At 53.8% G+C, this 26647-nt stretch carries 28 protein-coding genes, 4 tRNA genes and 1 pseudogene; 14 read left to right on the top strand and 19 right to left on the bottom strand.

The genetic code is table 11. The features are described 5' to 3' along the window. Positions 1-4 precede the first annotated feature (4 nt). Genes ACUTQ5_RS12200 through ACUTQ5_RS12185 form a run of 4 tightly spaced genes read left to right on the top strand, consistent with a single transcriptional unit; the run spans position 5 to position 3582 of the window. Positions 5-913, top strand: coding sequence for a baseplate assembly protein (locus ACUTQ5_RS12200; RefSeq protein ID WP_445651451.1), 909 nt, complete (start codon positions 5-7; stop codon positions 911-913). Beyond that, on the top strand, positions 906-1514 hold the full coding sequence (locus tag ACUTQ5_RS12195; protein WP_445651450.1) for a phage tail protein I: 609 nt from the start codon (positions 906-908) through the stop codon (positions 1512-1514). Before ACUTQ5_RS12200 ends, ACUTQ5_RS12195 begins: the two co-directional genes overlap by 8 nt. Further along, positions 1511-2959 (top strand): phage tail-collar fiber domain-containing protein, encoded by a 1449-nt coding sequence (locus ACUTQ5_RS12190; RefSeq protein ID WP_445651449.1) that lies wholly within the window; start codon positions 1511-1513, stop codon positions 2957-2959. Before ACUTQ5_RS12195 ends, ACUTQ5_RS12190 begins: the two co-directional genes overlap by 4 nt. Continuing rightward, positions 2959-3582 (top strand): tail fiber assembly protein, encoded by a 624-nt coding sequence (locus ACUTQ5_RS12185; RefSeq protein WP_445651448.1) that lies wholly within the window; start codon positions 2959-2961, stop codon positions 3580-3582. The genes ACUTQ5_RS12190 and ACUTQ5_RS12185 overlap by 1 nt, the downstream gene beginning before the upstream one ends. Before the next feature lie 63 nt (positions 3583-3645). Here the strand turns inward: ACUTQ5_RS12185 and ACUTQ5_RS12180 are convergent. After that, a pseudogene (locus ACUTQ5_RS12180) lies at positions 3646-4268 on the bottom strand (transposase). A 202-nt stretch (positions 4269-4470) separates the two neighbouring features. On the opposite strand from ACUTQ5_RS12180, the gene ACUTQ5_RS12175 reads away from it, so the two are divergent. The 8 genes from ACUTQ5_RS12175 (at position 4471) to ACUTQ5_RS12140 (ending at position 10655) form a co-directional block, all read left to right on the top strand. Then, positions 4471-5640, top strand: a complete 1170-nt coding sequence (locus ACUTQ5_RS12175) for a phage tail sheath protein (RefSeq protein ID WP_445651447.1) — start codon at positions 4471-4473, stop codon at positions 5638-5640. Between the two features lie 13 nt (positions 5641-5653). Continuing rightward, entirely contained in the window at positions 5654-6163 is a 510-nt protein-coding gene (locus ACUTQ5_RS12170; protein WP_006323695.1) for a phage major tail tube protein, read from the top strand. A 65-nt stretch (positions 6164-6228) separates the two neighbouring features. Continuing rightward, on the top strand, positions 6229-6516 hold the full coding sequence (locus tag ACUTQ5_RS12165) for a phage tail assembly protein (protein WP_085120321.1): 288 nt from the start codon (positions 6229-6231) through the stop codon (positions 6514-6516). Positions 6517-6536: 20 nt separating this feature from the next. Then, positions 6537-6671 (top strand): GpE family phage tail protein, encoded by a 135-nt coding sequence (locus ACUTQ5_RS12160; RefSeq protein WP_445651446.1) that lies wholly within the window; start codon positions 6537-6539, stop codon positions 6669-6671. Next, complete coding sequence (locus ACUTQ5_RS12155) at positions 6664-8721, top strand: phage tail tape measure protein (protein WP_445651445.1); 2058 nt, start codon at positions 6664-6666, stop codon at positions 8719-8721. Before ACUTQ5_RS12160 ends, ACUTQ5_RS12155 begins: the two co-directional genes overlap by 8 nt. A gap of 12 nt (positions 8722-8733) precedes the next feature. Beyond that, positions 8734-9195 (top strand): phage tail protein, encoded by a 462-nt coding sequence (locus tag ACUTQ5_RS12150; protein ID WP_445651444.1) that lies wholly within the window; start codon positions 8734-8736, stop codon positions 9193-9195. Further along, positions 9192-10346 (top strand): contractile injection system protein, VgrG/Pvc8 family, encoded by a 1155-nt coding sequence (locus ACUTQ5_RS12145; RefSeq protein ID WP_445651443.1) that lies wholly within the window; start codon positions 9192-9194, stop codon positions 10344-10346. Before ACUTQ5_RS12150 ends, ACUTQ5_RS12145 begins: the two co-directional genes overlap by 4 nt. A 90-nt stretch (positions 10347-10436) precedes the next feature. Further along, entirely contained in the window at positions 10437-10655 is a 219-nt protein-coding gene (locus ACUTQ5_RS12140) for an ogr/Delta-like zinc finger family protein (RefSeq protein ID WP_017891661.1), read from the top strand. 155 nt (positions 10656-10810) lie between these two features. Here the strand turns inward: ACUTQ5_RS12140 and rplS are convergent, their stop codons facing one another. The 5 genes from rplS to ffh all read right to left on the bottom strand — a co-directional run bounded on the left by rplS (position 10811) and on the right by ffh (position 14434). Next, positions 10811-11167, bottom strand: coding sequence for a 50S ribosomal protein L19 (gene rplS, locus ACUTQ5_RS12135; protein ID WP_445651442.1), 357 nt, complete (start codon positions 11165-11167; stop codon positions 10811-10813). A 54-nt stretch (positions 11168-11221) separates the two neighbouring features. Then, positions 11222-11989, bottom strand: coding sequence for a tRNA (guanosine(37)-N1)-methyltransferase TrmD (trmD, locus tag ACUTQ5_RS12130; protein ID WP_012005299.1), 768 nt, complete (start codon positions 11987-11989; stop codon positions 11222-11224). A gap of 52 nt (positions 11990-12041) precedes the next feature. Next, positions 12042-12590 carry a ribosome maturation factor RimM gene (gene rimM / locus ACUTQ5_RS12125; RefSeq protein WP_037424830.1) on the bottom strand — a complete coding sequence of 183 codons (549 nt, stop codon included), beginning with the start codon at positions 12588-12590 and terminating at the stop codon, positions 12042-12044. Positions 12591-12608: 18 nt separating this feature from the next. Continuing rightward, on the bottom strand, positions 12609-12857 hold the full coding sequence (rpsP, locus tag ACUTQ5_RS12120; protein ID WP_004932501.1) for a 30S ribosomal protein S16: 249 nt from the start codon (positions 12855-12857) through the stop codon (positions 12609-12611). Positions 12858-13072: 215 nt separating this feature from the next. After that, positions 13073-14434 carry a signal recognition particle protein gene (gene ffh / locus ACUTQ5_RS12115; RefSeq protein ID WP_135315188.1) on the bottom strand — a complete coding sequence of 454 codons (1362 nt, stop codon included), beginning with the start codon at positions 14432-14434 and terminating at the stop codon, positions 13073-13075. Positions 14435-14603: 169 nt separating this feature from the next. On the opposite strand from ffh, the gene ACUTQ5_RS12110 reads away from it, so the two are divergent. Then, on the top strand, positions 14604-15395 hold the full coding sequence (locus ACUTQ5_RS12110; RefSeq protein ID WP_445651441.1) for a cytochrome C assembly family protein: 792 nt from the start codon (positions 14604-14606) through the stop codon (positions 15393-15395). Positions 15396-15435: 40 nt separating this feature from the next. Next, entirely contained in the window at positions 15436-16725 is a 1290-nt protein-coding gene (locus ACUTQ5_RS12105; protein WP_445651440.1) for an HlyC/CorC family transporter, read from the top strand. Between the two features lie 68 nt (positions 16726-16793). Here ACUTQ5_RS12105 and luxS read toward each other — a convergent pair whose 3' ends face one another. The 13 genes from luxS to pncC form a co-directional block, all read right to left on the bottom strand. Further along, on the bottom strand, positions 16794-17309 hold the full coding sequence (luxS, locus tag ACUTQ5_RS12100; RefSeq protein WP_020825287.1) for an S-ribosylhomocysteine lyase: 516 nt from the start codon (positions 17307-17309) through the stop codon (positions 16794-16796). 166 nt (positions 17310-17475) lie between these two features. Continuing rightward, on the bottom strand, positions 17476-19038 hold the full coding sequence (gene gshA / locus ACUTQ5_RS12095) for a glutamate--cysteine ligase (RefSeq protein ID WP_445651439.1): 1563 nt from the start codon (positions 19036-19038) through the stop codon (positions 17476-17478). Between the two features lie 82 nt (positions 19039-19120). Continuing rightward, complete coding sequence (locus ACUTQ5_RS12090) at positions 19121-19549, bottom strand: YqaA family protein (protein ID WP_012005293.1); 429 nt, start codon at positions 19547-19549, stop codon at positions 19121-19123. Beyond that, entirely contained in the window at positions 19546-20112 is a 567-nt protein-coding gene (yqaB, locus tag ACUTQ5_RS12085) for a fructose-1-phosphate/6-phosphogluconate phosphatase (RefSeq protein WP_445651438.1), read from the bottom strand. The genes ACUTQ5_RS12090 and yqaB overlap by 4 nt, the downstream gene beginning before the upstream one ends. A gap of 174 nt (positions 20113-20286) precedes the next feature. Next, a tRNA-Arg gene (locus tag ACUTQ5_RS12080) sits at positions 20287-20363 on the bottom strand. A gap of 51 nt (positions 20364-20414) precedes the next feature. After that, positions 20415-20491: transfer RNA gene (locus ACUTQ5_RS12075), tRNA-Arg, on the bottom strand. A gap of 61 nt (positions 20492-20552) precedes the next feature. Continuing rightward, positions 20553-20629, bottom strand: a tRNA-Arg gene (locus ACUTQ5_RS12070). Between the two features lie 3 nt (positions 20630-20632). Then, a tRNA-Ser gene (locus ACUTQ5_RS12065) sits at positions 20633-20725 on the bottom strand. Between the two features lie 310 nt (positions 20726-21035). Next, the gene (gene csrA / locus ACUTQ5_RS12060; protein WP_002209449.1) at positions 21036-21221 is read right to left on the bottom strand and encodes a carbon storage regulator CsrA; all 186 of its coding nucleotides are present in this window, start codon (positions 21219-21221) and stop codon (positions 21036-21038) included. Between the two features lie 252 nt (positions 21222-21473). Next, on the bottom strand, positions 21474-24101 hold the full coding sequence (gene alaS / locus ACUTQ5_RS12055; RefSeq protein ID WP_445651437.1) for an alanine--tRNA ligase: 2628 nt from the start codon (positions 24099-24101) through the stop codon (positions 21474-21476). Between the two features lie 133 nt (positions 24102-24234). Beyond that, positions 24235-24741 carry a recombination regulator RecX gene (gene recX / locus ACUTQ5_RS12050; protein ID WP_445651436.1) on the bottom strand — a complete coding sequence of 169 codons (507 nt, stop codon included), beginning with the start codon at positions 24739-24741 and terminating at the stop codon, positions 24235-24237. Positions 24742-24805: 64 nt separating this feature from the next. Then, complete coding sequence (recA, locus tag ACUTQ5_RS12045) at positions 24806-25867, bottom strand: recombinase RecA (RefSeq protein ID WP_012005289.1); 1062 nt, start codon at positions 25865-25867, stop codon at positions 24806-24808. A gap of 112 nt (positions 25868-25979) precedes the next feature. Beyond that, positions 25980-26468, bottom strand: coding sequence for a nicotinamide-nucleotide amidase (gene pncC, locus ACUTQ5_RS12040; RefSeq protein ID WP_445651435.1), 489 nt, complete (start codon positions 26466-26468; stop codon positions 25980-25982). Positions 26469-26647 lie beyond the last annotated feature (179 nt).

The following is a 26647-nucleotide window of genomic DNA, read 5'->3' as shown; positions in this document are numbered from 1 at the left end:
CACCATGGCAACCATTGACCTGAGCTTATTACCCGCCCCCACAGTGGTGGATCCTCTTGACTACGAGTCTCTGCTGGCCGATCGCAAAGTCACGCTGATTTCCCTTTACCCGGAAGAACAACGTGAAGCCATTGCACGCACGCTGACACTGGAGTCGGAACCGATCGTCAAACTGCTGCAGGAAAACGCATACCGCGAACTGATCCTGCGCCAGCGCATCAATGAGGCCGCTCAGGCGGTGATGCTCGGCTATGCTGGCGGCAGCGATCTCGATCAGCTTGGCGGTAACTTCCAGGTTGAGCGCTTGGTGGTCCAGCAGCCTGACAATACGGTCACTCCACCGGTGGCGGCGATTATGGAGTCCGACAGCGATTTTCGTGTGCGCATCCAGCAGGCATTCGAAGGTCTGAGCGTTGCCGGCTCCAGCGGTTCCTACGAATACCATGGCCGCTCCGCCGATGGTCGGGTAGCCGATGTATCTGCCACCAGCCCCAGCCCAGCCAACGTACTGATTTCGGTACTCTCACGTGAGGGTGATGGCACCGCCAGCGCCGAGCTGGTGGCGATTGTCGATAAAGCGCTGAACGATGAAGACGTGCGCCCGGTGGCGGATCGGGTCACCGTCCGCTCCGCCACTATCGTCAATTACAATATCGATGCGCTGCTCTATCTCTACCCTGGTCCGGAAGCCGAACCGATCCGCCGCGCTGCCGAAGCCAAGCTGAAAAGCTATATCAGCGCGCAACATCGCCTGGGCCGTGATATCCGTCTGTCGGCGATTTATGCCGCTCTGCATGCCGAAGGGGTGCAACGGGTGGAACTGAAAAGCCCGCAGGCCGATATCGTGCTGGATAAAACCCAGGCGTCGTACTGTGCCAGCTATCTTCTGACGGTAGGAGGCTCCGATGAGTAACCGCCTGTTGCCGGTAGGCTCTTCACCTCTGGAGGTCGCTGCGGCCGCCGCCTGCGCCAAGCTGGCCACGATGCCGGTACCGCTGCGGGAATTGTGGAACCCGGCCACCTGCCCGGTCAACCTGCTGCCATATCTGGCCTGGGCGTTTTCGGTCGATCACTGGGATGAGGGTTGGACGGAAGAAACCAAACGCAACGTCGTCTCCTCTGCCTTCTTCGTGCATCGCCATAAAGGCACTATTGGCGCCATCCGCCGCGTGGTGGAGCCGTTGGGCTATTTGATCAAGCTGCGTGAATGGTGGGAAACCAACGCAGAACCCGGCACCTTTTCACTGGACATCGGCGTGCTGGAAAATGGCATCACCGAAGAAATGTACCTGGAAATGGAGCGGATGATCGCCGACGCCAAGCCGGTCAGCCGCCACTTGACCGGCCTGGCGTTGAACCTGTCCAGCATTGGCACTGGCTATGTGGGGGCAGGCAGTTACAGCGGCGATGCTTTGACCGTTTATCCCTATTTACCCGAAATCATATCTGTCGGCAGCACCGGTTATAGCTGTGCGGCAATTCATCTTATCGATAACCTGAGAGTAAACACATGACAGCAAAATTCTTTGCCATTCTGACTAATCAGGGTGCGGCAGCACTGGCAAATGCGACCGCACTCGGCACCCGAGTTGACCTGACTCATATCGCCGTCGGGGACGGCGGTGGTGTCCTGCCGACGCCTGACCCGGCTCAAGCGGCCCTTAAGGGGGAAAAGCGTCGCGCGGCCATCAATATGCTGACCATTGACCCCGGCAACGACAGCCAGATTATCGCCGAGCAAATAATCCCGGAAAATGAGGGCGGTTGGTGGATTAGAGAGATTGGTTTGTTTTCTGCTGACGGCACGCTGATTGCGGTCGCTAACTGCCCGGAGACCTACAAGCCGCAGTTACAGGAAGGCAGCGGCCGCACGCAAACCATTCGCATGGTGCTGACTATCTCCAGCACCGAGGCGGTGACGCTTAAGATTGACCCGTCCGTCGTGCTGGCAACCCGGCAGTATGTTGATGAACAAATCGGCGAGCACGCGAAATCACGCAATCACCCCGACGCCACGTTAACGGAAAAGGGCTTTGTGCAACTCAATAGTGCCACTGACAGCAACAGTGAGGTGCGCGCGGCAACCCCTAAAGCGGTGAAGGCGGCGAATGATAATGCGAGCACCCGATTATCAACGGCTAATAACCTGAGTGAGATCCGTGTCGCCGGGCGCAATGCACAGTTAGCCGCACAGGAGAATATCGGGCTTGCTGAATACGGCATTTCCCCGGCGGTTAAGGCGACAGCGGGGACGGATTTAAATACGATTTTGACACGGGGTGATAGCGTTGTGACTGCTCCGCTTAATGGGCCCATGAGTGGTGATACCGGGACTATTTTCTTGCAGGTGAGGACGTGGCAATCGGGAACGGGGGTTACAGGTTACCGTACGGTTCAAGAGGCTAGCGGCTATGGTCAGTCTGGTAGCACAGGCGGCAGGGTTTGGCGTCGTACGTGGACGGGCAGCAGCTGGAGTGGCTGGATTGAGTTTTATTCTGAAGCGCGTAAACCCACCGCTGATGACGTTGGGGCACTTAGCCGTAAAGATTTCCCTGTAGGCATTCCGCAACCCTGGCCGCTTACCTCGGCACCGACGGGCTGGCTGAAATGCAACGGGGCGGCATTTGACAAAGTCCAATACCCATTACTGGCACAAGCCTACTCAAATGGCCGTTTGCCCGACCTGCGCGGAGAATTCCTCCGGGGTTGGGATGATGGCCGAGGGGTAGACAACGGACGCGGGGTGCTGACGGCGCAAGCCGCAACATGGATACAACCGAATATTGAAAATAACCCCGTAACTACCGGCATTATGTTGGGTAACGGGGAGGGGGAGTTTAATTCGGGGGCGCTTGGTGCAGTCACCAACTTACCGGGCGCCGGCAATAATGGGCCTCGTAACAAATGGTATATCCGTCCGCGTAACATCGCATTTAACTACATCGTGAGAGCAGCATAATGAACAAACACAGCACAGATTTACCCACTGCAACCTTGAATGATGCAGGTCTGGCCGTGGAGGCGGGTTGGCTGACGGTTTATAGCATTGAGCCGGTACAGCGTGAGTATCAGCAAGCTGTATTGGAATATCTGCCGGAGGGTGTCGGCCTGCCAGCATTGAGTTTCGTGGATAAGCCGACATTGCCTAATAAAGCCGGATTAGCGCTGGTGCGCAGCGTTGACGGGACTGCATGGGAGACACTGCCTGATTACCGTGGGCAGACAGTTTATAGCACGGTTACCGGCGAACCGCAGACTGTGGCTGTCATCGGTGATTTACCGCAAGAGGTTACGCTACAAGTACCATCATCACCGTTTGATAAGTGGAACGGTAAGAAATGGGAAACGGATACCGACGCACAGCACAAAGCCGTTGTAAATGCGGCTCAGCAAGAACTGGCAGTTCGCCAGCGGGAAGCCGCAAACGCAATTGCTCCACTGGCGGCGGCCATTAGACTGAATATGGCGACGGAGGCAGAAAAAGCGGCGCTGACGGCGTGGGAAACCTACAGCGTACTGTTGAATCGTGTGGATACGACAACCGCTCCTGATGTGGCGTGGCCGCAATCGCCGGATGCCTAAAAATAAATATCCTCCGGCATAGCCGGAGGTTTTTCATACACGGTTCTCATAACCTCAACTTCACTAACCGCCCGGTGCGGACCTGCATGCCGGGTGGTAATAAGATGGACGCCCCCATTTAACTGGCATACTCCATTTTTTTGAAGCATCCTTGCTTGCCAGATAAATGACCTTTCGCACTGAGTCGTCTGTCTGGGACACTCTCCGCTTTTTGATGGCTACGCGGATCACGCTGTTCAGCGACCCGATGGCATTCGTCGTGTAGATAGCTTTACGGATATCCGCTGGATAGTCGAAGAACATATTGAGATTTTCCCAGTGAGCACGCCAACTTTTGCTGATTTACGGGTATTTATCGTCCCAGACGCCCGCAAACTCATCCACGCATCGAGAGGACAGTTTTGACATTCTGCGACCTGCCATTTGACCGCATCGGTGACTTTAGATATCAGTGTGGGTGACACACCAGCATCGCACAGTAGCGTTTTGGCTGAATAGCCATTGTGGGTATTCGAGCCTGCTTTAGGGGCATTTTTCTCGTGCCCGAGGGGGACAGTCAGCCCTGCATTGAGCGCTGTTTCGACGGTTAACTTCGTCAGCATACGGGAAAACGCATTGAGGTTGGCTTCGGTTTTAAGGCCTTTAGCCAGTTCAGCCGCAAGGGCCTTAAGTTTCTTCTCGTCCATAATTTGCCTGTCTCTGTTACTGGAGTGAACATGTCAAAACAGGTAATTACACAATTTTAATTACAGTCTCCAGGACCTGGCCCCCCTATCCCGATATCTTGATTTTCCTGCTGTTGTACCAGTTCTCATACATACCCAATGAGATGCGCAGCCCCGTCACGAAAGGCATTCTGTTGTTACCAACCACAAACGGAGTAATGCTATGGGTGATTATCACCACGGCGTGCGTGTCCTCGAAATCAATGAAGGCACCCGCGTAATTTCCACCGTCTCGACGGCAATTATTGGCATGGTTTGTACTGCAGAAGATGCCGATGCAACCCTGTTCCCCCTCAACACTCCTGTGTTGATCACTGACGTTCTGGCCGCCAGTGGCAAGGCCGGCAAGAATGGCACCTTGGCACGTTCGCTGCTGGCGATCGCCGAGCAGGCCAAACCGGTCACCGTCGTGGTACGCGTGGCGGAAGGCAAAGACGAGGCCGAAACCACTTCCAATATCATTGGCGGCGCCGATGAAAACGGTAAATACACCGGCATGAAAGCCTTGCTGGCAGCACAGGCCGAGCTGGGCGTGAAGCCGCGTATTCTGGGGGTGCCAGGCCACGACAACCTGGAAGTTGCTACCGCACTGGCCGGCATCTGCCAGCAACTGCGCGCCTTCGGTTATATCAGCGCGTACGGCTGCAAAACCGTTTCCGACGCCATCAAGTACCGCGCCGGCTTCAGCCAACGCGAACTGATGCTGATCTGGCCGGACTTTGTTAACTGGAATACCACCACCAACAACAGCGATATCGCTTACGCCACCGCTCGGGCACTCGGTCTGCGCGCCAAAATTGACCAGGAGACCGGTTGGCATAAAACCCTATCCAACGTCGGAGTCAACGGCGTCAGCGGTATTTCGGCCAGCGTATTTTGGGATCTGCAAACCGTCGGCACCGACGCTGACCTGCTAAACCAAGGCTGTGTGACCACCCTGATCCGCAAAGATGGCTTCAAGTTCTGGGGCTCACGCACCTGTTCCGATGAGCCGTTATTCCAGTTCGAAAACTACACCCGTACCGCGCAGGTATTGGCTGACACCATGGCCGAAGCGCATCTGTGGGCCGTTGACCGCCCGGTGACGCCAACGCTGATCCGCGACATGATCGACGGCATCAAAGCCAAATTCCGCGAGCTGAAATCCGCCGGGCTGATCATTGACGGCGACTGCTGGTATGACGAAAGCGCCAACGACAAGGAAACCCTGAAGGCCGGTAAGCTGTTTATCGATTACGACTACACCCCGGTACCGCCGCTGGAAGACTTGACCCTGCGTCAGCGCATTACCGACCGCTACCTGGCGAACTTCGCCGCGTCCGTGAACAGCTAAGGAGACCTGAATCATGGCACTGCCAAAAAAACTGAAATACCTGAACCTGTTTAACGATGGCTTCAACTACATGGGCGTGGTCTCCGCCATGACCCTGCCAAAACTGACCCGCAAACTGGAGAAATTCCGCGGTGGCGGTATGAGCGGTGCGGCGTCGGTGGACTTCGGCCTGGACGACGATGCGCTGGTGGTCGAATGGACCATGGGCGGCATCGATGAGCTGGTGCTGAAGCAATGGGGCCGTGTCGATGCGGTACCACTACGCTTCACCGGTTCTTTCCAGCGCGATGACACCGGTGAAGTATCGGCGCTCGAAGTGGTCATGCGCGGTCGCCACAAAGAAATCGACAGCGGCGACTTCAAACAAGGCGAAGACACCGAAACTAAGGTTTCTACCGACTGTACCTACTTCAAGCTGAGCATCGACGGCAAAGAGCTGATCGAGATCGATACCGTCAACATGATCGAAAAAGTCGACGGAGTGGATCTGCTGGCGGCCCACCGCCGCGCTATCGGTCTGTAATTTACCACTTCAATGGCCAGCCTTGGTGCTGGCCCTGTTTCCTCTGACAATAATTGGATACCCCCATGGAACTGAATGCATCACCAGAAAATACCGTAACGCTGGAAACCCCAATCAAACGCGGCGACAGCGAGATCCGTGAAGTACAGGTCACCAAACCGAATGCAGGCAGCCTGCGCGGTATCGGTCTGGCGGCGCTGGCCAACGCCGACGTCGACGCCCTGATCACCATCCTGCCGCGCGTGACCTATCCAAACCTGACCAAAGAAGAGTGCGCCCGTCTGGAACTGCCGGACCTAATTGCGCTGGCCGGCCAGGTGATCGGTTTTTTGTCACCGAAATCGGCCGAGTAAACATCGACCCCGTTCTGACCGTGAACGACCTGATGGCGGACATCGCAGTGATTTTTCACTGGCCGCCATCGGAGATGAACGGCATGACGCTGACCGAGCTGATGGACTGGCGCTATAAGGCCCTTCAACGTAGTGGAGTAAATACAGATGAGTAGCAGCGGCAGCAAAAAAGCGTTGGCAAACGCGGACACCAGCATCCGCAACCAGCAAAAGCGGCTAAAAACAGAACAAAAAAACCAGGCTCAACTTACCCAATTACTGAAGATAAAAGCGGCGCAGGCCGACGTACTGATTGAGCTTGATGCAATTCAAAATACCCGTATGGCTTTGCCCGCGTTTTTATCTTCCCCCAAAGATATTGAAACGGCACAGCAGGCGAATCTAAATCACGTCGTGCAAAAGGCCCGTGGAGCCATTTTATCGCTCCAGCAAGGCCATATTGAAAAACGGCTCCAGGGCAAAGGGATCGATACCGCCGATTTAACCGGCGCCCAGCAACGCTCACAAGAAAAATCAGAGACAGCCCAAAGCCATCTTAACTTCCAACAAGGCGTCCGCCAAAAACTGAGTCAGCAAAGACGCACAGAAGTGCTTGGTGATTTTCAAACGCGGCAGAACGGAATTGGAAAGATTCGCGATGTTACTTCAAAGGGGTTGGGACTGGCAGGAAGTGCCTTCAACACCGGTAAAGATTTGCTGGCACCGGGTTTGAAGTTTGAACAGAAGATGTCCGGTGTGCAGGCGCAGTTGGGATTAAACAACGACGACCGCCGATTAACAGCCCTGCGCCAGCAGGCAACCGGCAGGGTGTCCAAGGGACAGTCCCCGCAGGAGGTCGCTGAAACGCAATCCGCTCTGGCCGCCGCTGGCTACAACCCTCAGGAAGTTTTGACTGCGGCACCTGCAGCACTGAATCTGGCCAAGGCCAGCGGCAGCAGCATCGAGGAAGCAGTAAAAGCGCTGTCGGGTATCCAGCAGGCGTTTCAGTTGCCGGCCGATCAGGCTGGAAATATCGCCGATATAATGGCCAAAGCCAGCAGCAGCTATCAGTGGAGCCTCGATGAGTTCGATAAAAAAATGCGGACCGCCGCACCGGCAGCCCTCCAGAGTGGACAGGGCCTGGAGCAAACCGCCGCACAGTTGGCCCCACAAGGGCACAGCCTAGGGAGCGTTGATGGCGCCGCTCAGGCGATGGTCACCGTACGGGGGGATAATCTGGATGGCGATATCAAGAAACTGTTCGCTTCCTGGGACAGCATCCGCATCGACCTGTTCGATGGGCAAAACTCAGCCCTACGGCAGTTGACGCAAACCGCGACCGGCTGGCTAAACACCCTGGGTCAATGGTCAAAAGAAAACCCTGCGTTGACCAATACCCTGATGACGGTAGCCATTGCCGTAACCGCACTGACTGGCGGCCTGTCAGCCATAGGTACCTTTATCGTGCCGGTGCTGAGCGCCATTAACATGCTGATGGCCGGTGCGGGTCTACTGGGCACCGTATTCACTTCCGTTGGCGGCATGATAGCCGGAGTCTTTGCTGCCCTCAGCCTGCCCATTGTCGCCGTAGTCGCAGCGATCGTCGGAGGAGCCGCCTTAATCTATAAATATTGGGAACCGATTAGCGCCTTTATCGGCGGAGTCGCGGAAAGTTTCAGTACGGCAATGGGTCCTATTAGTGAGGCATTTTCTCCAGTGAGAACAGCCTTCAACAGCCTCATGGACACGTTAAAACCGGTCTATAACTGGTTTATGCAATTATTGACACCGATCAAAAGCACTCAGGAAGAACTGAACACCGCAGCGGCTTACGGAAAAATGCTGGGCGAATGGCTCGTTTGGGCATTCAGGCTGCCCGGCGATGCGCTTAACCAGTTGATTGGCTTAATCGGCAAGGCACGAGGCATCATTGATTCGGCAATTGGATGGTTTAGCAATGAAAAAAGGGATCCAACCTCGGAAAAATATGACAGCAGCCTTTCCCCCAGCGGTGGCATATTGAGTTTGGGCAACGAAAACTATCGTGCCGTTCGCCCAACCACTCACCCTAACCTTTCGGATAACAGCGTACTGACCAATAACATCGCCATCAACGTACCGGAGGGAACTACCCGTGACGAAATGGAACGTGTCGTCCGTTCAGCCATGATGGACATCGAAAATACTCGCCGTAATCAGCACCTCAGCGCTTATGCGCAGGTATAAGGAGCCAGACTAATGATGCTAACTCTGGGACTGTTCGTATTTATGTTACGTACCCTGCCCTACCAAACCATGAACCGCCAGCTAAGTTATCGCTGGCCGACAGGAAGCCGTGTCGGCCAAAGACCAAGTGCTCAATTTTTGGGCGTGGATGGCGAAACTATCACCTTAAGCGGACAACTGATGCCTGAGCTAACCGGTGGGCGGCTATCTTTACTGACTCTGCAAACCATGGCCGAACAAGGGCGTGCCTGGCCGCTTATTGAAGGCAGCGGCACCATTTACGGTATGTTCGTGATCGAGAAAATTACTCAAGACAGCAAAGAATTTTTCGCTAACGGTCAACCACGCCAAATTTTCTTCACCATCACATTAAAGCGCGTAGATGAATCGCTGCATGCCATGTTCGGCGATTTGCACCACCAGGCTGGCGAGCTACTGGCGAAAGCGCAAAAAGCGACGGGAATATCATTATGATCGCCGATGTTTATCAACCTATGGGGGCCAAACCGGCCCCCGACTTTATCCTTACGCTGGCAGATAAGGATATTACCAATGATATCCGTCAGCGGCTGATCTCGTTAAACATGGTAGATAATGGCGGCCTGAGCGCCGATCAATTGACCATTAATCTAGACGACAGCGATGGCCTGATGTCCCTGCCCAGTCGGGGGGCCATTCTGGAGTTGTTTCTTGGTTGGAATAACTCAGCACTGGTTGGCCAAGGCAAGTTTATTGTCGATACTATCATCCACTCTGGCGCTCCAGATCTCATATCAATCACAGCCCGTAGCGTTGATTTTCGTGGCTCGTTAAACGAATCCCGCAGCGAGTCTTATTCAGACAAGACCTTTGGCGAAATCGTGCAACAAATTTCAACGCGTAATGGGCTGAACGCCCCCTATTTGAGCGATGAGTTGGCCGCAACAAAGATTGCGCATATCGATCAAACCAATGAGACCGATGTTCAATTTCTTTCCCGGCTGGCCTTGGCAAATAGTGCACGGGTGACTATCAAATACCAGCGCCTGCAGTTTATCAAACCCGGATTTGGTCGTAGCCCGCGTGGCGAGCCAAACCCTATTAAAACACTGACCCGCAATGACGGCGACACTCACCGTTTTGAACTGAAAGATCGCGGCGGTTACACCGGTGTCAGTGCCAGTTGGCTGAATACCGAACATCCGGAGCGAGCCAACAGCAGCGTACAAGTAGAACGGGAAATCCCGCAGGCAAACGCCAGTACCTCCCGACATCCTGCCGCCAAATTCGCTGACAAAACAGCTACCGCCCCACAGCAAACCAGTAGCTATATGGTCGGTAAAGAAAAGCAGGTCTGCCACATTGCAAAAATCTATCGTGATAAAGAAACCGCCATGCGGGCAGCTCAGTCACTGTTTGAGCAATTACAAAGAGGGATCGCAACCTTCAGTATCAGCCTGGCCACCGGACAGCCAGACCTGTTCCCTGAGACCCCTATCCGAGTTTATGGTTTTAAGGAAGCTATCGATCAGCAGCTGTGGGTGGTTAATAAGATCACCCATACCTTAAGCAACAGTGGCTTCTTCAGTAATCTGGAACTTAACGTCTACATTGAGGGTGTTGAGATCACTACCAACGAAAATTAATCTCGCTTTCGAAAATCAAATCTTGCATTTGCAAGTTAATGGGATATTATAAGTCATATAACTTGATGCAGTCGAAAGAGGGATTCAACTATGATGCACTGTCCACTTTGCGGTAGCGTGGCCCATACTCGTTCCAGCCGTTACCTGAGTGAAGCGACCAAAGAGCGCTATCACCAATGCCAAAACATTAACTGCAGCTGTACCTTCGCCACGCACGAATCTGTCGCACGCGTGATTGTAAAGCCTGGCGATATTATTCCGGCTCAGCCGCACCCGGAAAAAGCCAAACCGCGCGCCGCCGCACTGTAACGCAAAGAGCCTGCCACCGCAGGCTTTTTTATATCTGCGGAAACTTACTTTTCCGAAAACAAAATCTTGCAAATGCAACCAACAGATTTTAAGCATAAAAAAAGGGGTCGGCATATTGCCAACCCCTTCATAGTTATTAACTTTTGGATGCAGCGTTAGCCGACGCGGTTCAGACGCTCTTTGATACGAGCAGACTTACCAGTACGCTCACGCAGATAGTACAGTTTGGCTTTACGAACGGCACCACGACGTTTAACAGCAATGCTGTCAATTACTGGTGAGTGAGTCTGGAATACACGCTCAACACCTTCGCCGTTGGAAATCTTACGAACAGTGAATGCAGAGTGCAGACCGCGGTTACGGATAGCGATAACCACGCCCTCGAATGCCTGCAGACGTTTTTTGCTACCTTCAACGACCCATACCTTAACTTCCACGGAATCACCCGGACGGAATGAAGGTACGTCTTGCTTCATCTGCTCTTGTTCAATTTGCTTAATAATGTTGCTCATAATATGTCTCTTACCCTAGGTAAACTGATATATCGGTCCCGTCGAGCCAGTTGCTCAGACGTTCCCTTCATAGTCCTGCTGCTTGGTCTGATGTTCCCGTTGGAACTCAGCCAGCAACACCGCTTGCTCGTCAGTCAGAGCTAGGCTTTCCAGAAGTTCAGGTCTTCTAAGCCAGGTACGGCCCAGCGACTGCTTTAAGCGCCAGCGACGTATCTCGGCATGGTTGCCCGACAGTAAAACTGGCGGAACCTCCATCCCTTCCAACACCTCAGGACGGGTATAGTGCGGGCAGTCCAGCAATCCATCGGCAAAAGAATCCTCTTCTGCTGAAGCCTGATGGCCCAGCACACCCGGTATAAAGCGGGCAACTGAATCAATCAGGGTCATTGCCGGCAGTTCCCCGCCGCTGAGGACGTAATCGCCGATTGACCATTCTTCATCAATTTCGGTTTGGATTACGCGCTCGTCAACCCCTTCATAACGACCGCACACCAGAATCATCTTCGGGTTGGCCGCCAGTTCGCACACGCCGGTTTGATCCAGCTTACGCCCCTGAGGTGACAGATAAATCACCTTTGCTCCCTCGCCTGCCGCTGCTTTTGCTGCATGAATGGCTTCCCGCAAGGGTTGCACCATCATCAGCATTCCCGGGCCGCCACCATAAGGGCGATCGTCCACGGTACGATGCCGGTCGTAGGTGAAGTCACGTGGACTCCAACACTGCACGCTCAGCAGGCCATTTTTTACTGCCCGGCCAGTCACCCCGTAATCGGTGATCGCGCGGAACATCTCAGGAAACAGGCTTACAATACCAATGAACACAAGCCAATCCCCATACTGTCATTCCACTTGTTTCGACCGTTTAATTCGGAGGTCAAAAACCAGGATCCCAATCTGCTTCAATCACGCGAGCAGTGAGATCGACTTTCTTGATAACCTGCCCATGAAGAAACGGGACCAACCGCTCCTTCATGCCGAACGCATCTTTCAGGTTAGCTTTCACAACCATCACATCGTTCGAACCGGTTTCCATCATATCGATGACTTTACCCAGTTCGTAGCCGGTGGTGGTGACGACCTGGCAGCCCATAAGGTCTTTCCAGTAATAATCATCACCTTCCAGCGGAGGAAGTTGTTTTGAATCTACCAAGATCTCGCGATTGGTCAGTAGATTCGCAGCATCCCGATCGTCAACGCCTTTGACTTTGATGATCAGGTCCTGACTGTGGCGCTTCCAGTCTTCCAACTCGACAAGCTGCCATTGACCCGCCTGCTGGATAAACCACGGCTGATAGTCAAAAATGCTTTCGGCGTTCTCGGTGGATGAAAATACTCTGAGCCAACCACGGATGCCGTAAGTAGACCCCATTTTACCGAGTACAATCGGCGCGATCGGTGCTACCGGTTTGAGTTGCTTGCTCATTGCCACCACCGCGACAGATTAAGCTGCTTTCTTAGCGTCTTTGATCAGCGCGTGAACGCGATCAGAAACAGTTGCACCCAGGCCGACCCAATGTTCGATGCGATCCAGGTCCAGACGCAGTGCTTCAGCCTGACCAGATGCGATCGGGTTGAAGAAGCCTACGCGCTCGATGAAACGACCATCACGAGCATTGCGGCTGTCGGTCACTACTACTTGATAGAACGGACGCTTTTTTGCGCCGCCACGTGCCAAACGAATTGTTACCATAACATCCTCTTTAGTTAATAAAACAGCCGGGCCCCATTGAGGGAACGGGGCCCGGTTGCAATATAAAAAGCCCGAAAATTTTACTCATTTTGGCGCAAAAAGCAATCGAAAGCGTAGATCGTCGTCAACTACTTTTTTCGCCAGTAATATTTCGGGCGGTTTTCACCGCGAACGGCAAATGCTTAAACAGACTCACCCCAGAGGGCAAGCGGCTGTTAGCGGCCTGGGAAGCCCGGCGGCATCATACCTTTCATGCCGCGCATCATCTTCGCCATTCCGCCTTTCTTCATCTTTTTCATCATGCGTTGCATGTCGTCGAACTGCTTTAACAAGCGGTTAACATCTTGCACCTGCATGCCGGAACCCACCGCAATACGACGCTTGCGCGAACCTTTGATGATTTCCGGTTTGGCGCGCTCTTTGAGCGTCATCGAGTTGATCATTGCCTCCATGCGCACCAAAACCTTGTCGTCCATCTGCGATTTCACATTGTCCGGCAGTTGGCCGGCACCGGGCAGTTTGCTCAGCATGCTAGCCATACCGCCCATATTACGCATCTGCTTGAGCTGTTCCAGGAAATCGGTCAGATCGAAACCGTCGCCCTTCTTCAGCTTGTTAGCCAGTTTTTCCGCCTGTTCGCGGTCAACTTTGCTTTCGATATCTTCAATCAGCGACAGTACGTCGCCCATGCCGAGAATGCGCGATGCCACGCGGTCCGGATGGAATGGCTCCAGCGCTTCGGTTTTCTCGCCCACGCCGAGGAACTTGATCGGTTTGCCGGTAATGTGACGGATGGACAGCGCAGCACCGCCGCGCGCATCGCCATCGACCTTGGTCAGCACCACGCCAGTCAGCGGCAGCGCCTCGTTAAAGGCCTTGGCGGTGTTGGCCGCATCCTGGCCGGTCATGGCGTCGACCACAAACAGGGTTTCCACCGGCTTGATCGCCGCGTGTACCTGTTTGATCTCGTCCATCATCGCTTCATCAACGTGTAAACGGCCGGCGGTATCGACGATCAGAACATCGTAGAATTTCAGCTTGGCCTGTTGCAGTGCACGGTTAACGATGTCGATTGGCTTGTCTTTAACATCGGACGGGAAGAAGTCAATGCCAACGCTTTCCGCCAACGTTTCCAACTGTTTGATCGCCGCAGGGCGATAAACGTCAGCGGAAACCACCAACACTTTTTTCTTCTGTTTTTCTTTCAGGAACTTGCCGAGCTTGGCGACGCTGGTGGTTTTACCGGCACCCTGCAGGCCCGCCATCAGCACCACTGCCGGCGGTTGTGCCGCCAGGTTCAGCTCGGTGTTCACTTCGCCCATCGCGGCAATCAGCTCGCTCTTGACGATTTTTACAAACTCTTGCCCAGGCGTGAGGCTTTTGTTGACTTCATGACCGACCGCGCTTTCTTTTACGCGATTGATAAAGTCCCGCACCACCGGCAGCGCAACGTCCGCTTCCAGCAATGCCATGCGCACTTCGCGCAGGGTTTCCTTGATATTTTCTTCGGTCAGCCGCCCACGGCCGCTGATATTGCGCAGGGTGCGCGACAAACGATCGGTTAAATTTTCAAACATCGTCTCTTGCTCAACGTGTAATGACAGGCCGCTCTGGCGACATAATTGCGGCGATTATAACACGAAGCGAAGAGGATCTCTGCCTCAGCGTTGGAGATCGGTTGGAGTGGGGCGCGCTCAACGCTATACTGGCAATCCCATTCACCACGCCGAAGCAAAATTAAACGCTATGCCAGTTTTCTCCATTGTGGCTTTGATCGCCTACCTGCTCAGCCTTGGACTGATTATTCCCAGCTTGTTGCGGAAGAACAGCGCATACCGTCGGCTTGCTCTCGTCTCGGCGGTGGTGGCACTGGTTTGCCACGCCATCGCACTGCAGCAGCGTATTTTTGACGTCAGCGCCGGACAAAATCTCAGCCTGCTGAACATCGGCTCGATAGTCAGCCTGATCATCTGTTCGGTCATGACCTTTGTCGCCTCACGCGACCGCGGTTGGTTCCTGCTGCCGATTGTTTACAGCTTCGCGATGATCAATCTGGCCTTCGCCAGCTTTATGCCAGGTGAATTTATTACCCATCTGGAAGCCAGCCCGGAATTGATGGTGCATATTGGCCTGGCGCTGTTTTCCTACGCTACGCTGATTATTGCCGCGCTGTATGCGCTGCAACTTGCCTGGCTGGACTATCTGCTGAAAAACAAAAAGCTTACCTTCAGCGCCGATATGCCGCCGCTGATGAGCATTGAACGCAAAATGTTCCACATCACCCAGATCGGTGTCGTGCTGCTGACGCTCACACTCTGCACCGGCCTGCTGTATATGGATAACCTGTTCAGCAAAGAAAACGTGCACAAGGCCGTCCTGTCGATCATGGCATGGTTTGTCTATATCGTCTTGCTGTGGGGACATTACCATGAAGGCTGGCGTGGCCGCCGTGTCATATGGTTCAGCTTTGCCGGTGCCTTTCTGCTAACGCTGGCCTACTTCGGCAGCCGTCTGATCCAGCAAGTAATGGTTCGCTAAGCCCTCAGGCTATCTTTCTCCATACATAAGGAATACCGCGTTGGAGCACGTTTCGACAGGGACCCTGATCATTATCCTGGTGGTTATGATCGTGGTTTCCGCTTACTTCTCAGCATCCGAAACCGGCATGATGACGCTAAACCGCTATCGTCTCCGTCATCTCTCCAAGCAGGGCAACCGCTCTGCCCGCCGGGTCGAGAAGCTACTGAAAAAACCGGATCGCCTGATCGGCCTGGTGCTGATCGGCAATAATCTGGTCAACATTCTCGCCTCAGCGCTGGCAACTATTGTCGGTATGCGCCTGTATGGTGATGTGGGCGTCGCTATCGCCACCGGTATCCTGACCTTTGCCGTGCTGTTGTTCGCCGAAGTACTGCCGAAAACCTTCGCCGCGTTATATCCGGAACGCATAGCATTCCCCAGCAGCGTTTTACTGGCACCGCTGCAGAAGGTGATGTTTCCGCTGGTGTGGCTGCTTAATGGCATCACCACGCTGGTCTTGCGCCTGTTCGGCATCCACACCAACGTACGGGTCAGCGATGCCGTCAGCAAGGACGAGTTGCGCACCATCGTTAATGAATCCCACTCACAGATTTCTCGCCGCAATCAGGACATGTTGATTTCCGTGCTAGATCTGGAGAAGGTGACGGTCGACGACATCATGGTGCCCCGCAACGAAATCGTCGGCATCGATGTCAACGACGACTGGAAGTCGATCATGCGCCAGCTCACCCACTCGCCACACGGCCGCATCGTGCTGTACCGCGGCTCACTGGATGATGCCATCGGCATGCTGCGGGTACGTGAAGCCTACCGCCTGATGACCGAGAAGAAAGAGTTCAACAAAGAGAACCTGCTGCGCGCCGCCGACGAGATTTACTACGTGCCTGAAGGCACGCCGCTCAACGTTCAACTGGTGAAGTTCCAACGCAACAAAGAGAAAGTCAGCATCGTGGTGGACGAATACGGAGATATTCAGGGGCTGGTGACGGTCGAAGATATCCTGGAAGAAATCGTTGGTGATTTCACCACATCCATGTCACCAACGCTGGCGGAAGAGGTCAATCCACAAAGCGACGGTTCAGTCCTGATCGACGGTACCGCCAACGTGCGCGAGTTGAACAAGGCATTCAACTGGACATTGCCAGCCACCGATGCACGCACCATTAACGGTATGCTGTTGGAAGAACTCGAAGAGATCCCCGAAGTGGGCACCCGAGTCCGGGTTGGCCATTATGACGTTGATATCCTCGACGTGCAGGACAACATGATCAAACAGGTGCGGGTCACGCCGATAAAATCGCTGCAATCGAGCGTTCAACAACACTGACCGCCCACCAGAAAGGATAAAAGACGCGAACATCGCGTCTTTTTTTATCGCTGAAGCCAGGTAACGAACTAGATATGCAATTCCTGCAACTTCTCTTTCGGCAGCGCCAGCTCTTCGTTGTGGTTCACTACCACGTCGTGATCAAGAATGTGCTTGGCGATTTCCTGCGCTTCCTCCAGTGAGTGCATGTGGTAAGTGCCGCACTGGAACTCATTGAGCTCAGGAATTTTACGCTGATCGGTCACTTTCAGCACGTCAGCCATCGCCGCTTTCCAGGCATCGGCAACTCGCTGCTCCTCCGGCACGCCAATCAGGCTCATGTAGAAACCGGTACGGCATCCCATCGGGGAGATATCGATAATCTCAACGCCCTGGCCATTCAGATGGTCACGCATAAAGCCGGCAAACAGGTGTTCCAGCGTATGGATACCACGCTCAGGCATCACTTCCAGATTCGGGCGGCAAAAGCGCAGATCGAATACGGTGATGGTATCGCCATGAGGAGTTTTCATGGTTTTCGCAACGCGGACAGCCGGAGCTGCCATGCGGGTATGGTCTACGGTGAAGCTATCCAGCAGTGGCATTTCGTTACCTCCTCGTAAAAGAGTATTTATTTCGAAACTTTTTTATCTATTCAGGAAACCTTTTCTAACTCAGCGAGTCTTAATATGTGAAAGACGCGCATTTGTTATCATCATCCCTGTCATCAGAGATGCATATTTGGCCACATTGATGTGGCCTTTTTCTTTTTCAGCTCCCGCCATGTACCTTCAGGAACTCTTCAAAGCTTAGCGTATCACTGGCTTCTATGTTGCGCTGGCGCTGCCATGAGGCTTCCTGCTCCTTCGCCAATTCGGCTTCAGTCAGGATTTCCAACGGCTCTTCAATCAGCATCTGACGGTATTGCTCAGCCAATTGCAGGCCCACACGACCGGTGCCCTCTTCCTTCATCGCTTTCAGGATACGAGCCGAGAACGTCAGTTCCGGATCGTCAAACGCTGCGACCAGTTCATCACACACCTGCTGATACTGGCGATCGCCGGCTTCGCTATCCAACACTTCCGCCACGCTGCGAAAATCGTCAAACAAGGCTTTGCCTACTTTTGCCAATGGCTCACGGCTGTCATCACAACCGATGCCAATGGTCTGGCCCGGTTTACGTCCTTCGAGGATCACCCGGTTCCAGTTTTTGCGCGTGCAGAGCAATTCATCACTGCTCATCTCTGGCGCATCGGCCAACACACACCATACCAGGAACAGGTCCAGGAAACGTGCCTGTACCGCATCCACGCCGATTGGCGAGAACGGGTTGATGTCCAGCGAGCGAACCTCGATGTATTCGATACCGCCGCGCAAAAGCGCATCTGACGGTGTCTCGCCACTGTTGGTCACACGCTTCGGCCGGATTGGCGCATAGAGTTCATTTTCGATCTGAAGCACGTTACTGTTCAGTTGCAGATAACGATCGCCATCCTTCACGCCCAGTTTGGCAAACTCTTCGGAAGGCGTGGCAATTGCTCGCTTCAGGCCTTCGACATAGCTTTGCAGATCGTTGAAGGTGATACCCAAATTGCTCTGAGATTTATTGGTGTAGCCCAGGTCACTTAACCGCAGCGAGGTGGCATACGGCAGATAACACATGCCCTGCTCGGTCCGCTCAAACGGCAATGTTGTCTCACGCCCTTTCAGGAACGAGGAACAGATCGCCGGCGATGCGCCGAACAGATATGGGATAACCCAGCCAAAACGGTAATAGTTGCGGATCAGACGGAAATAGCCTGCCGAAATCTGTTCCTTACCGCTTTCGGCATCTTTAACGCCGGCCCATGCCTGCCAGAACTCCAGCGGCAGGGAAAAGTTGTAGTGCACGCCGGAAATGGTCTGCATCAGCGCACCGTAACGGTTCTTCAACCCTTCGCGGTATAACGTCTTCATGCGGCCAATATTCGACGAGCCAAACTGCGCCAGTTCAATGTCCTGCTCGGCTTCAATAAAGCACGGCATGCTGAGGGGCCACATGCGCTCCTCACCCAGATTACGCGCTACGTGACGATGAATATCACGCAAGAACGTCAGCAGGTGATCGAGGTTATCGTCAACCGGCGTAATAAATTCTAACAGCGCCTCGGCAAAGTCTGTGGTTATCCAGTGGTGCGTTAATGCCGCCCCCAATTTTTCCGGATGTCCGGTTGTTGCCAGCTTTCCGTCTTCTGTGACGCGCAACGTTTCACGCTCAATGCCGCGACGAATGCCTTTTAATGCATGGGGATGGGCTTCCAACCAAGAAAGCGCCTGGGATACGTCCGGGATCAAATTGACCTCCCGCTTCTAAAAACAAGAACTCGTAAGCATACTGAATCTGCACCCGAGAGAATATTGAGTTATATTCACGTCGTTAATGCCACCAGGCCATTCCCTGTAGCGTTATCATAGTCAAAATGATGTAACGCAGCGCCTTTCCGATACACAGAAATAGCGCAACAGGGCCCCAGGGCATGCGCAGCCAGCCTGCCAACACGCACAACAAATCGCCCACTACCGGTACCCAACTGAGCAACAGCGCAGCCGGGCCAAAGCGTTGCATCCACCCAAGCGCGGTATCCAGCCCTCGCTGTGGTTTCAACGCCGGTAACAGGCGCCCGATAATGACATTGGTCAGCCCACCGAGCGTATTACCCAACGTCGCGGCCAGCACCAGTAGTTCCGGTGATACACGACTGTTGGTCAGCAAGGCAACCAAAATAATTTCTGAATTTCCCGGCAGCAACGTCGCACTGAGAAAGCTGCCGCCGAATAACGACATCACCGCCAGCGTACTACTCACAGCGTACGAACGTCGACCACGGCCATATTGGCGCTTTTCGCCGCCTGGATGCCGAAATCTGCGTCTTCAAACACCACGCATTTCTCCGGCAATACGCCAATCAGTTCGGCACAGCGCAGGAAGGTGTCCGGCTCTGGCTTGTGGCGCTGCACATCATCGGCGCCCACGATCGCATCAAAGCAGTGGAACAGGCCCAGATGGCGCAGCAGAGTTTCCGCCATGCGGTGCTCACTGCCGGTACCCACCGCCATGGGACGGCGGCCATGGTAGGCCTTCACCACCTCAATCAACGGCAAGGGCTGTACGCTGTCCAGCAGCATCACCTCAACAGCACGAGTTTTCTCCGCAGCCAACTGATGGGGATCAAGATCGGCCTGATGGCTGGCAATAATCGCCTGGGCAATGCGCCAGGTCGGAGAACCGCTCAACGCCATCACCGCGGGTTCATCAAACGTCATACCGTAACGGGACAACACTTCACGCCACGCCTTTCGGTGCGTCGGCTCGGTATCGAGAATGGTGCCGTCCATGTCGAAAATAAGACCCTGATAGCGGTCGTACATCGTTACTCCATGATCGTTGAGGAAAGAAAACTACTTTAGCGTAAAGCCGGAAGGTTGTCGCTGATCGCGTAATAGCGGAATGTGCTGTGCACAAGAGGAAAGATGATGGAATTACAGCAGCGTATCACCGAATACCAGAAAGCGAAAAACCCGCCAAGGCGGGTTTTTCTTAGATGGTGCATCCAGGAGGATTCGAACCTCCGACCGCTCGGTTCGTAGCCGAGTACTCTATCCAGCTGAGCTATGGATGCATTACTATTTTTTGGTTTGTCTGCTTGAAGAAACAAGTTTGACAGAAAGAATGGTGCATCCAGGAGGATTCGAACCTCCGACCGCTCGGTTCGTAGCCGAGTACTCTATCCAGCTGAGCTATGGATGCACGGGAATTCTTTTTTGATACCGTATGGTACGTTGTTACTACCCCACCATACTGCAAAATATGGTGCATCCAGGAGGATTCGAACCTCCGACCGCTCGGTTCGTAGCCGAGTACTCTATCCAGCTGAGCTATGGATGCAAATGGCGGTGAGGCGGGGATTCGAACCCCGGATGCAGCTTTTGACCGCATACTCCCTTAGCAGGGGAGCGCCTTCAGCCTCTCGGCCACCTCACCATACGCTTCTTGCGAATTGTGCCTAATTTGCTTTGGAGAAGCTCATCGGCACTGCGTGGCGCACATATTACTTTCTCCGACTTTTAAGTCAAACAATTTTTCCCATCTCATGTGCGTTTGCACAATTCACACTCAACATGGGCGATTTCACGTCAAAAAGATTGTTTTATCAACAGACAATAACAGTGGATCAGCAAACGAAAGTGGGAGGAACTGCAGGAAGATTTAACAGGGTAAGTCAGAGGAAGGTCTGTGGGGGCACAAGAAAGCTCAGTAGCGTCTCGCTGAGCAACGAGACGCTACATCGAAATCAGTAAGTCGTCGGTTGAGACTTCTCTGCCTGAATGCGCTGATAGATTTCTTCGCGGTGAACTGACACCTCTTTGGGGGCATTCACACCAATACGAACCTGGTTGCCCTTGACCCCTAACACTGTGACAGTGACCTCATCGCCAATCATGAGGGTTTCACCAACTCGACGAGTCAGAATTAACATTCTTTGCTCCTTGAAAGATTAAAAGAGTCGGGTCTCTCAGTTTCCCCGTCATTATCCATCATATGTTGTGAAAACGTAAGTCTTGTAATCCACAATAAGTGTAAGCAGACTTGGTCTCACCTCAGATAATGATAAGTTTAGCCGACCTGAAAAACTTTGTTCCCGTAATTATAACCAAATTGTGTTAGCACAGGTTAAAAACGCCATAATCAGTAATGAGTTATGGCGTTTGTAAGTGCTATTTATTTATATTCACAGTTTCGAGGCCACCCAGGCTTCTACGCTGTCTAATGCCGCTGGCAGGGCGCTGACATCGGTCCCCCCGGCTTGCGCCATATCAGGGCGTCCGCCCCCTTTACCGCCAACCTGCTGCGCTACGTTACCGATCAGCTCGCCGGCTTTTACCCGGTCGGTCAGATCTTTGGTCACGCCGGCAATCAGGCTCACTTTATCATCGGCCGTGGTGGCCAGCACGATAATCGCGGAACCCAGTTGATTTTTAAGATCATCAACCATAGTACGCAGCATTTTGGCCTCAACGTTATCCAGTTGGCTGACCAACAGCTGTACGCCGTTAACCATTTTCGCCTTGCTGGACAATGAAGCGCTTTCTTGCGCCGCCTGCTGGTCCTTCAACTGCTGCAGCTCTTTTTCCAATGCGCGGGTACGATCGAGCACCGCACGCACTTTGTCCGTCAGGTTATTGCTGTCACCCTTAACCAGATGAGCAACGTCCTGTAACAGATCGTTTTGCTGATGCAAGGTAGCTATCGCACCATCACCGGTTACCGCTTCAATACGGCGGATACCCGCGGCGGTACCAGACTCACTAAGAATGCGGAACAGGCCGATATCGCCGGTACGGCTGGCATGGGTGCCGCCACACAGCTCCGTCGAGAAGTCGCCCATGGTCAGTACGCGGACGTTGTCGTCGTACTTCTCACCGAACAGCGCCATAGCGCCCTTCTCTTTGGCATCATCCAGCGCCATAACCTCGGTTTGCACCGGCAGGTTACGACGAATTTGTTGGTTCACCAAATCTTCCACGATGCGAATTTGCTCCGGCTTCATTGCTTCAAAATGCGAGAAGTCGAAACGCAGGTATTTATCGTTAACCAACGAGCCTTTCTGCGCCACATGCTCACCCAGCGTCTGACGCAGTGCAGCGTGCAGCAGGTGGGTTGCGGAGTGGTTCAGACGAATGCGGTTGCGTCGCACGGTGTCGATCTGCGCATCAACGCGGTCGTTCACCTTCAGCGAACCATGAGACAGCTTGCCCTGATGGCCAATAGCCTGACCGTATTTCTGGGTGTCGCTCACTTCAAAATCAGCGTTGGCAGCTTTCAGCACGCCTTTATCGCCAACCTGACCACCAGACTCACCGTAGAACGGGCTCTCGTCCAGTACCACTACGGCGTCTTCACCGGCGCGGATCTCGTTCACCGGTTGACCATCACGGAACAGCGCGGTCACGGTGGACTGCTGTTGCTCGTGGTCATAACCACTGAATTGGCTGGTCCCATCAACGCGGATCATGCTGTTGTAGTCAGCACCGAAGCCGCTGGACTCACGCGCACGGCGGCGCTGTGCTTCCATTGCCTGCTCGAAACCGGCTTCATCCACTTTCAGACCACGTTCACGGCACACGTCTGCCGTCAGATCGACCGGGAAACCGTAGGTGTCGTACAGACGGAATGCGGTTTCACCATCCAGGGTATCGCCCTGCAAGTTGGCCAGCTCTTCGTCCAGCAGCGTCAAACCACGTTCCAGAGTACGGGCAAACTGATCTTCTTCGGTTTTCAGGACTTGCTCAACCAGTGACTGCTGACGTTTCAGTTCGTCGGCTGCCGGCCCCATTACTTCTATCAGCGGGGCTACCAACTTATAGAAGAAGGTATCTTTCGCGCCCAGCATGTTGCCATGGCGAACGGCGCGACGGATGATGCGGCGCAGAACATAACCACGACCTTCGTTGGACGGCGTCACACCGTCCGACACCAGGAAGGCACAAGAACGAATGTGGTCGGCGATCACGCGCAGGGATTTGTTATCCAAATCTGTGGCACCGGTCACGTTGGCCACGTCGGCAATCAGCTTGCTGAACAGGTCAATTTCATAGTTGGAGTTCACGTGCTGCAATACTGCGGCAATACGCTCCAGCCCCATACCGGTATCTACCGAAGGCTTTGGCAGCGGCAGCATAGTACCGTCGGATTGACGGTTGAACTGCATGAAAACGAGGTTCCAGATCTCAATGTAGCGATCGCCGTCTTCTTCCGGGCTGCCCGGCGGGCCACCCCAGATATGATCGCCGTGATCGTAGAAAATCTCGGTGCACGGGCCGCATGGGCCGGTATCGCCCATCTGCCAGAAGTTGTCAGAGGCAAAGGCACCGCCCTTATTGTCGCCAATGCGGATAATGCGTTCTGCCGGCACACCAATCTGCTGCTGCCAGATGTCGAAGGCTTCGTCATCGGTTTCATAGACGGTCACCCACAGCCTTTCTTTCGGCAGGTTGAACCAGTTTTCACCGGTCAACAATTCCCACGCGTAGCTGATGGCATCATGTTTGAAATAATCGCCGAAGCTGAAGTTGCCCAGCATTTCAAAGAAGGTGTGGTGACGTGCGGTATAACCGACGTTCTCCAGATCGTTATGCTTACCACCCGCACGGACACAGCGCTGTGAGGTGGTGGCTCGGGAATAGGCACGCTTGTCCAGCCCCAGGAAAACATCTTTAAATTGGTTCATGCCGGCATTGGTAAACAGCAATGTCGGATCATTGTCAGGCACCAGGGAGCTACTCGCTACAACCTGATGGCCCTTACTATGAAAGAAATCGAGAAACGCTTGACGGATCTCAGCGGTGCTCTTGCTCATAATTTTCCCGGAAAGGCTAGAATAACGACACGTGAGCAAGATACTCGACATCCTGACGATGGCACCTAGCTCACGAACAAAAAGTGGGGATAAGATAAATTTTCTTCAGAGGGAAGTAAAACCCCGTGTGCGTTCATTGCGCAAAATCACGGTAAATTGACTGAATTTCTTCCTGGAAGAAGCCACGATAGAGCAGATAGCGCTGCACTTTGGCTTTCTCCTTCCAGTCCGTTGGCAGTGATTCGCCAAATTTACGTTGAGCCACCTGTTTGGCCTGCTCACACCAGTCAATCTCGCACTCCGCCAGCGCTGCCTGCGTCAGTTCTTTATCCACACCTTTTTGCATCAATTCGGAGCGAATGCGCTGCGCGCCATAGCCTTTACGGCTGCGGCTGCCAATATAACTGCGGGCAAAGCGTTGATCGTCCAACCAGTTATGCTGGTAACAATAGGCAATAACCTGTTCTATAACGGCAGGATCGACGGGTTCTTCAGGCAGCGGAGCGGAGGACGAGGGAGTTTTGGTGCCAAATCTGGCTTTCGCCATAAATGGCTGCGCCGCAAGTTTGCGGCCCAGTTCAGCTTCACTATGATCGCGTTGCGACAGCAGGCGCATGGCGCGGCTTAGCAAGTCATTCATTTTTCAAGCCTGATTTAGTTGACGTTCGTGAACCTATAACGGTGTTCACGAACGCCAGCAGCGATTAAAACTCTTCGCTGGTTTCAGCTTCGTCGTCGAAGCCTTCGTTGGTTGCAGCAACCAGTTCGCCGTTACTGTGCAGCAGCAGGTCACGCAGTCGTTTATCCAACTCGGCAGCAACCGCCGGGTTTTCTTTCAGGAAGTTACAGGCGTTGGCCTTGCCCTGACCGATTTTATCGCCATTGTAGCTGTACCAGGCGCCGGCTTTCTCGATCATCTTGTGCTTCACGCCCAGATCAACCAGTTCACCACGGCTGTTGATACCTTCACCGTACAGGATTTGGAACTCGGCCTGTTTGAACGGCGCAGCGATTTTGTTTTTTACCACTTTTACGCGGGTTTCGCTGCCGACCACTTCATCGCCTTCTTTAACCGCGCCGATACGGCGGATATCCAGACGGACAGAAGCATAGAATTTCAGAGCATTACCACCGGTGGTGGTCTCCGGGTTACCGAACATCACACCGATTTTCATACGGATCTGGTTGATGAAGATCAGCAGCGTATTGGCGTTTTTCAGGTTACCGGCCAGCTTACGCATCGCCTGGCTCATCATACGTGCCGCCAGCCCCATGTGTGAGTCACCAATTTCACCTTCGATTTCCGCTTTTGGCGTCAGCGCCGCTACTGAGTCAACGATGATCACGTCAACCGCGCCAGAGCGGGTCAAGGCATCACAGATTTCCAGCGCTTGCTCACCGGTATCCGGCTGCGAACACAGCAGGTTGTCGATATCAACACCCAGCTTTTTCGCATAAATCGGATCCAGCGCGTGCTCGGCATCGATGAACGCACAGGTTTTACCTTCGCGCTGTGCCGCAGCAATAACCTGCAGCGTCAGGGTAGTTTTACCGGAAGACTCCGGGCCATAAATTTCAACGATGCGCCCCATTGGCAGGCCGCCCGCACCCAGTGCGATGTCCAGTGACAGTGAGCCGGTAGAGATCGTTTCTACGTCCATAGAACGGTCTTCACCCAGACGCATGATGGAGCCTTTGCCGAACTGTTTCTCAATCTGGCCCAGTGCCGCAGCTAGCGCCTTTTGCTTGTTCTCATCAATAGCCATTTTTGCTCCTTCGTTATGCAATGTCGGTGTTACCCCACACTGCCACTGATTGTATGTTGTGCAGGAAATGTCACTAATTATACTGTATAGTCATACAGTATCAAGCCTAATTTTACAAAAAATCATCAAGCGCGGTTTGCAGCGCAAAAATCGTTGCCTGAAGCCGCACTGCATCGCGATCGCCGACAAATTGCTTCCTGTGCGCCAGTACCCGCCCAGTGCCGTCGGCAAAGCCAAACCAAACGGTGCCCACCGGTTTTTCTGCAGTCCCGCCGTCCGGCCCGGCAATGCCGCTGACCGACAACGCCAAACTGGCCCGTGCTGCGTGTAATGCCCCTTGGGCCATCTCGCGCACTACTTCTTCGCTCACTGCGCCATAGGCCGTCAGAGTGGCCTCCGCCACGCCCAGCAATTCATGCTTTGCCGTATTGCTGTAGGTGACAAAGCCGCGATCAAAATAGGCAGAACTCCCGGCAATATCGGTGATGGCTTTGGCGATGCCGCCCCCGGTACAGGACTCCGCGCAGGTGATCCACTGGCCGTTGGCCTTCAGTTTTTCGCCCACCGCAATACTGAGTTTACGCAGTTGATTTTCACTCATAACCTCTCCTTAGCGAATCAGGTATATGCGCCCGATAGTAGCATTTATCAAGCTTGCCCGACCGCGCGATGACAGAAATGCGCGCAGCTTCGCAGGCGAAGCGGTGTTAAGCGGCAAACCAAACTGCTAGTATCGAATGTAACGCTCGGGTTAACGGGCGGTGTTTTGCACGAGGGATC

This window comes from Serratia sp. NA_112.1 (assembly GCF_052691715.1).
The sequence above is the reverse complement of the archived record's forward strand: the minus strand, read 5'-3'. Positions and strand labels throughout refer to the sequence as shown.

Coding starts and splice junctions, on each gene's coding strand:
- ACUTQ5_RS12200 (WP_445651451.1), top strand. CDS start 5: ATGGCAACCATTGACCTGAGCTTATTACCCGCCCCCACAGTGGTGGAT.
- ACUTQ5_RS12195 (WP_445651450.1), top strand. CDS start 906: ATGAGTAACCGCCTGTTGCCGGTAGGCTCTTCACCTCTGGAGGTCGCT.
- ACUTQ5_RS12190 (WP_445651449.1), top strand. CDS start 1,511: ATGACAGCAAAATTCTTTGCCATTCTGACTAATCAGGGTGCGGCAGCA.
- ACUTQ5_RS12185 (WP_445651448.1), top strand. CDS start 2,959: ATGAACAAACACAGCACAGATTTACCCACTGCAACCTTGAATGATGCA.
- ACUTQ5_RS12175 (WP_445651447.1), top strand. CDS start 4,471: ATGGGTGATTATCACCACGGCGTGCGTGTCCTCGAAATCAATGAAGGC.
- ACUTQ5_RS12170 (WP_006323695.1), top strand. CDS start 5,654: ATGGCACTGCCAAAAAAACTGAAATACCTGAACCTGTTTAACGATGGC.
- ACUTQ5_RS12165 (WP_085120321.1), top strand. CDS start 6,229: ATGGAACTGAATGCATCACCAGAAAATACCGTAACGCTGGAAACCCCA.
- ACUTQ5_RS12155 (WP_445651445.1), top strand. CDS start 6,664: ATGAGTAGCAGCGGCAGCAAAAAAGCGTTGGCAAACGCGGACACCAGC.
- ACUTQ5_RS12150 (WP_445651444.1), top strand. CDS start 8,734: ATGATGCTAACTCTGGGACTGTTCGTATTTATGTTACGTACCCTGCCC.
- ACUTQ5_RS12145 (WP_445651443.1), top strand. CDS start 9,192: ATGATCGCCGATGTTTATCAACCTATGGGGGCCAAACCGGCCCCCGAC.
- ACUTQ5_RS12140 (WP_017891661.1), top strand. CDS start 10,437: ATGATGCACTGTCCACTTTGCGGTAGCGTGGCCCATACTCGTTCCAGC.
- rplS (WP_445651442.1), bottom strand. CDS start 11,167: ATGAGCAACATTATTAAGCAAATTGAACAAGAGCAGATGAAGCAAGAC.
- rimM (WP_037424830.1), bottom strand. CDS start 12,590: ATGAGCAAGCAACTCAAACCGGTAGCACCGATCGCGCCGATTGTACTC.
- rpsP (WP_004932501.1), bottom strand. CDS start 12,857: ATGGTAACAATTCGTTTGGCACGTGGCGGCGCAAAAAAGCGTCCGTTC.
- ffh (WP_135315188.1), bottom strand. CDS start 14,434: ATGTTTGAAAATTTAACCGATCGTTTGTCGCGCACCCTGCGCAATATC.
- ACUTQ5_RS12110 (WP_445651441.1), top strand. CDS start 14,604: ATGCCAGTTTTCTCCATTGTGGCTTTGATCGCCTACCTGCTCAGCCTT.
- luxS (WP_020825287.1), bottom strand. CDS start 17,309: ATGCCACTGCTGGATAGCTTCACCGTAGACCATACCCGCATGGCAGCT.
- yqaB (WP_445651438.1), bottom strand. CDS start 20,112: ATGTACGACCGCTATCAGGGTCTTATTTTCGACATGGACGGCACCATT.
- csrA (WP_002209449.1), bottom strand. CDS start 21,221: ATGTTAATTCTGACTCGTCGAGTTGGTGAAACCCTCATGATTGGCGAT.
- alaS (WP_445651437.1), bottom strand. CDS start 24,101: ATGAGCAAGAGCACCGCTGAGATCCGTCAAGCGTTTCTCGATTTCTTT.
- recX (WP_445651436.1), bottom strand. CDS start 24,741: ATGAATGACTTGCTAAGCCGCGCCATGCGCCTGCTGTCGCAACGCGAT.
- recA (WP_012005289.1), bottom strand. CDS start 25,867: ATGGCTATTGATGAGAACAAGCAAAAGGCGCTAGCTGCGGCACTGGGC.
- pncC (WP_445651435.1), bottom strand. CDS start 26,468: ATGAGTGAAAATCAACTGCGTAAACTCAGTATTGCGGTGGGCGAAAAA.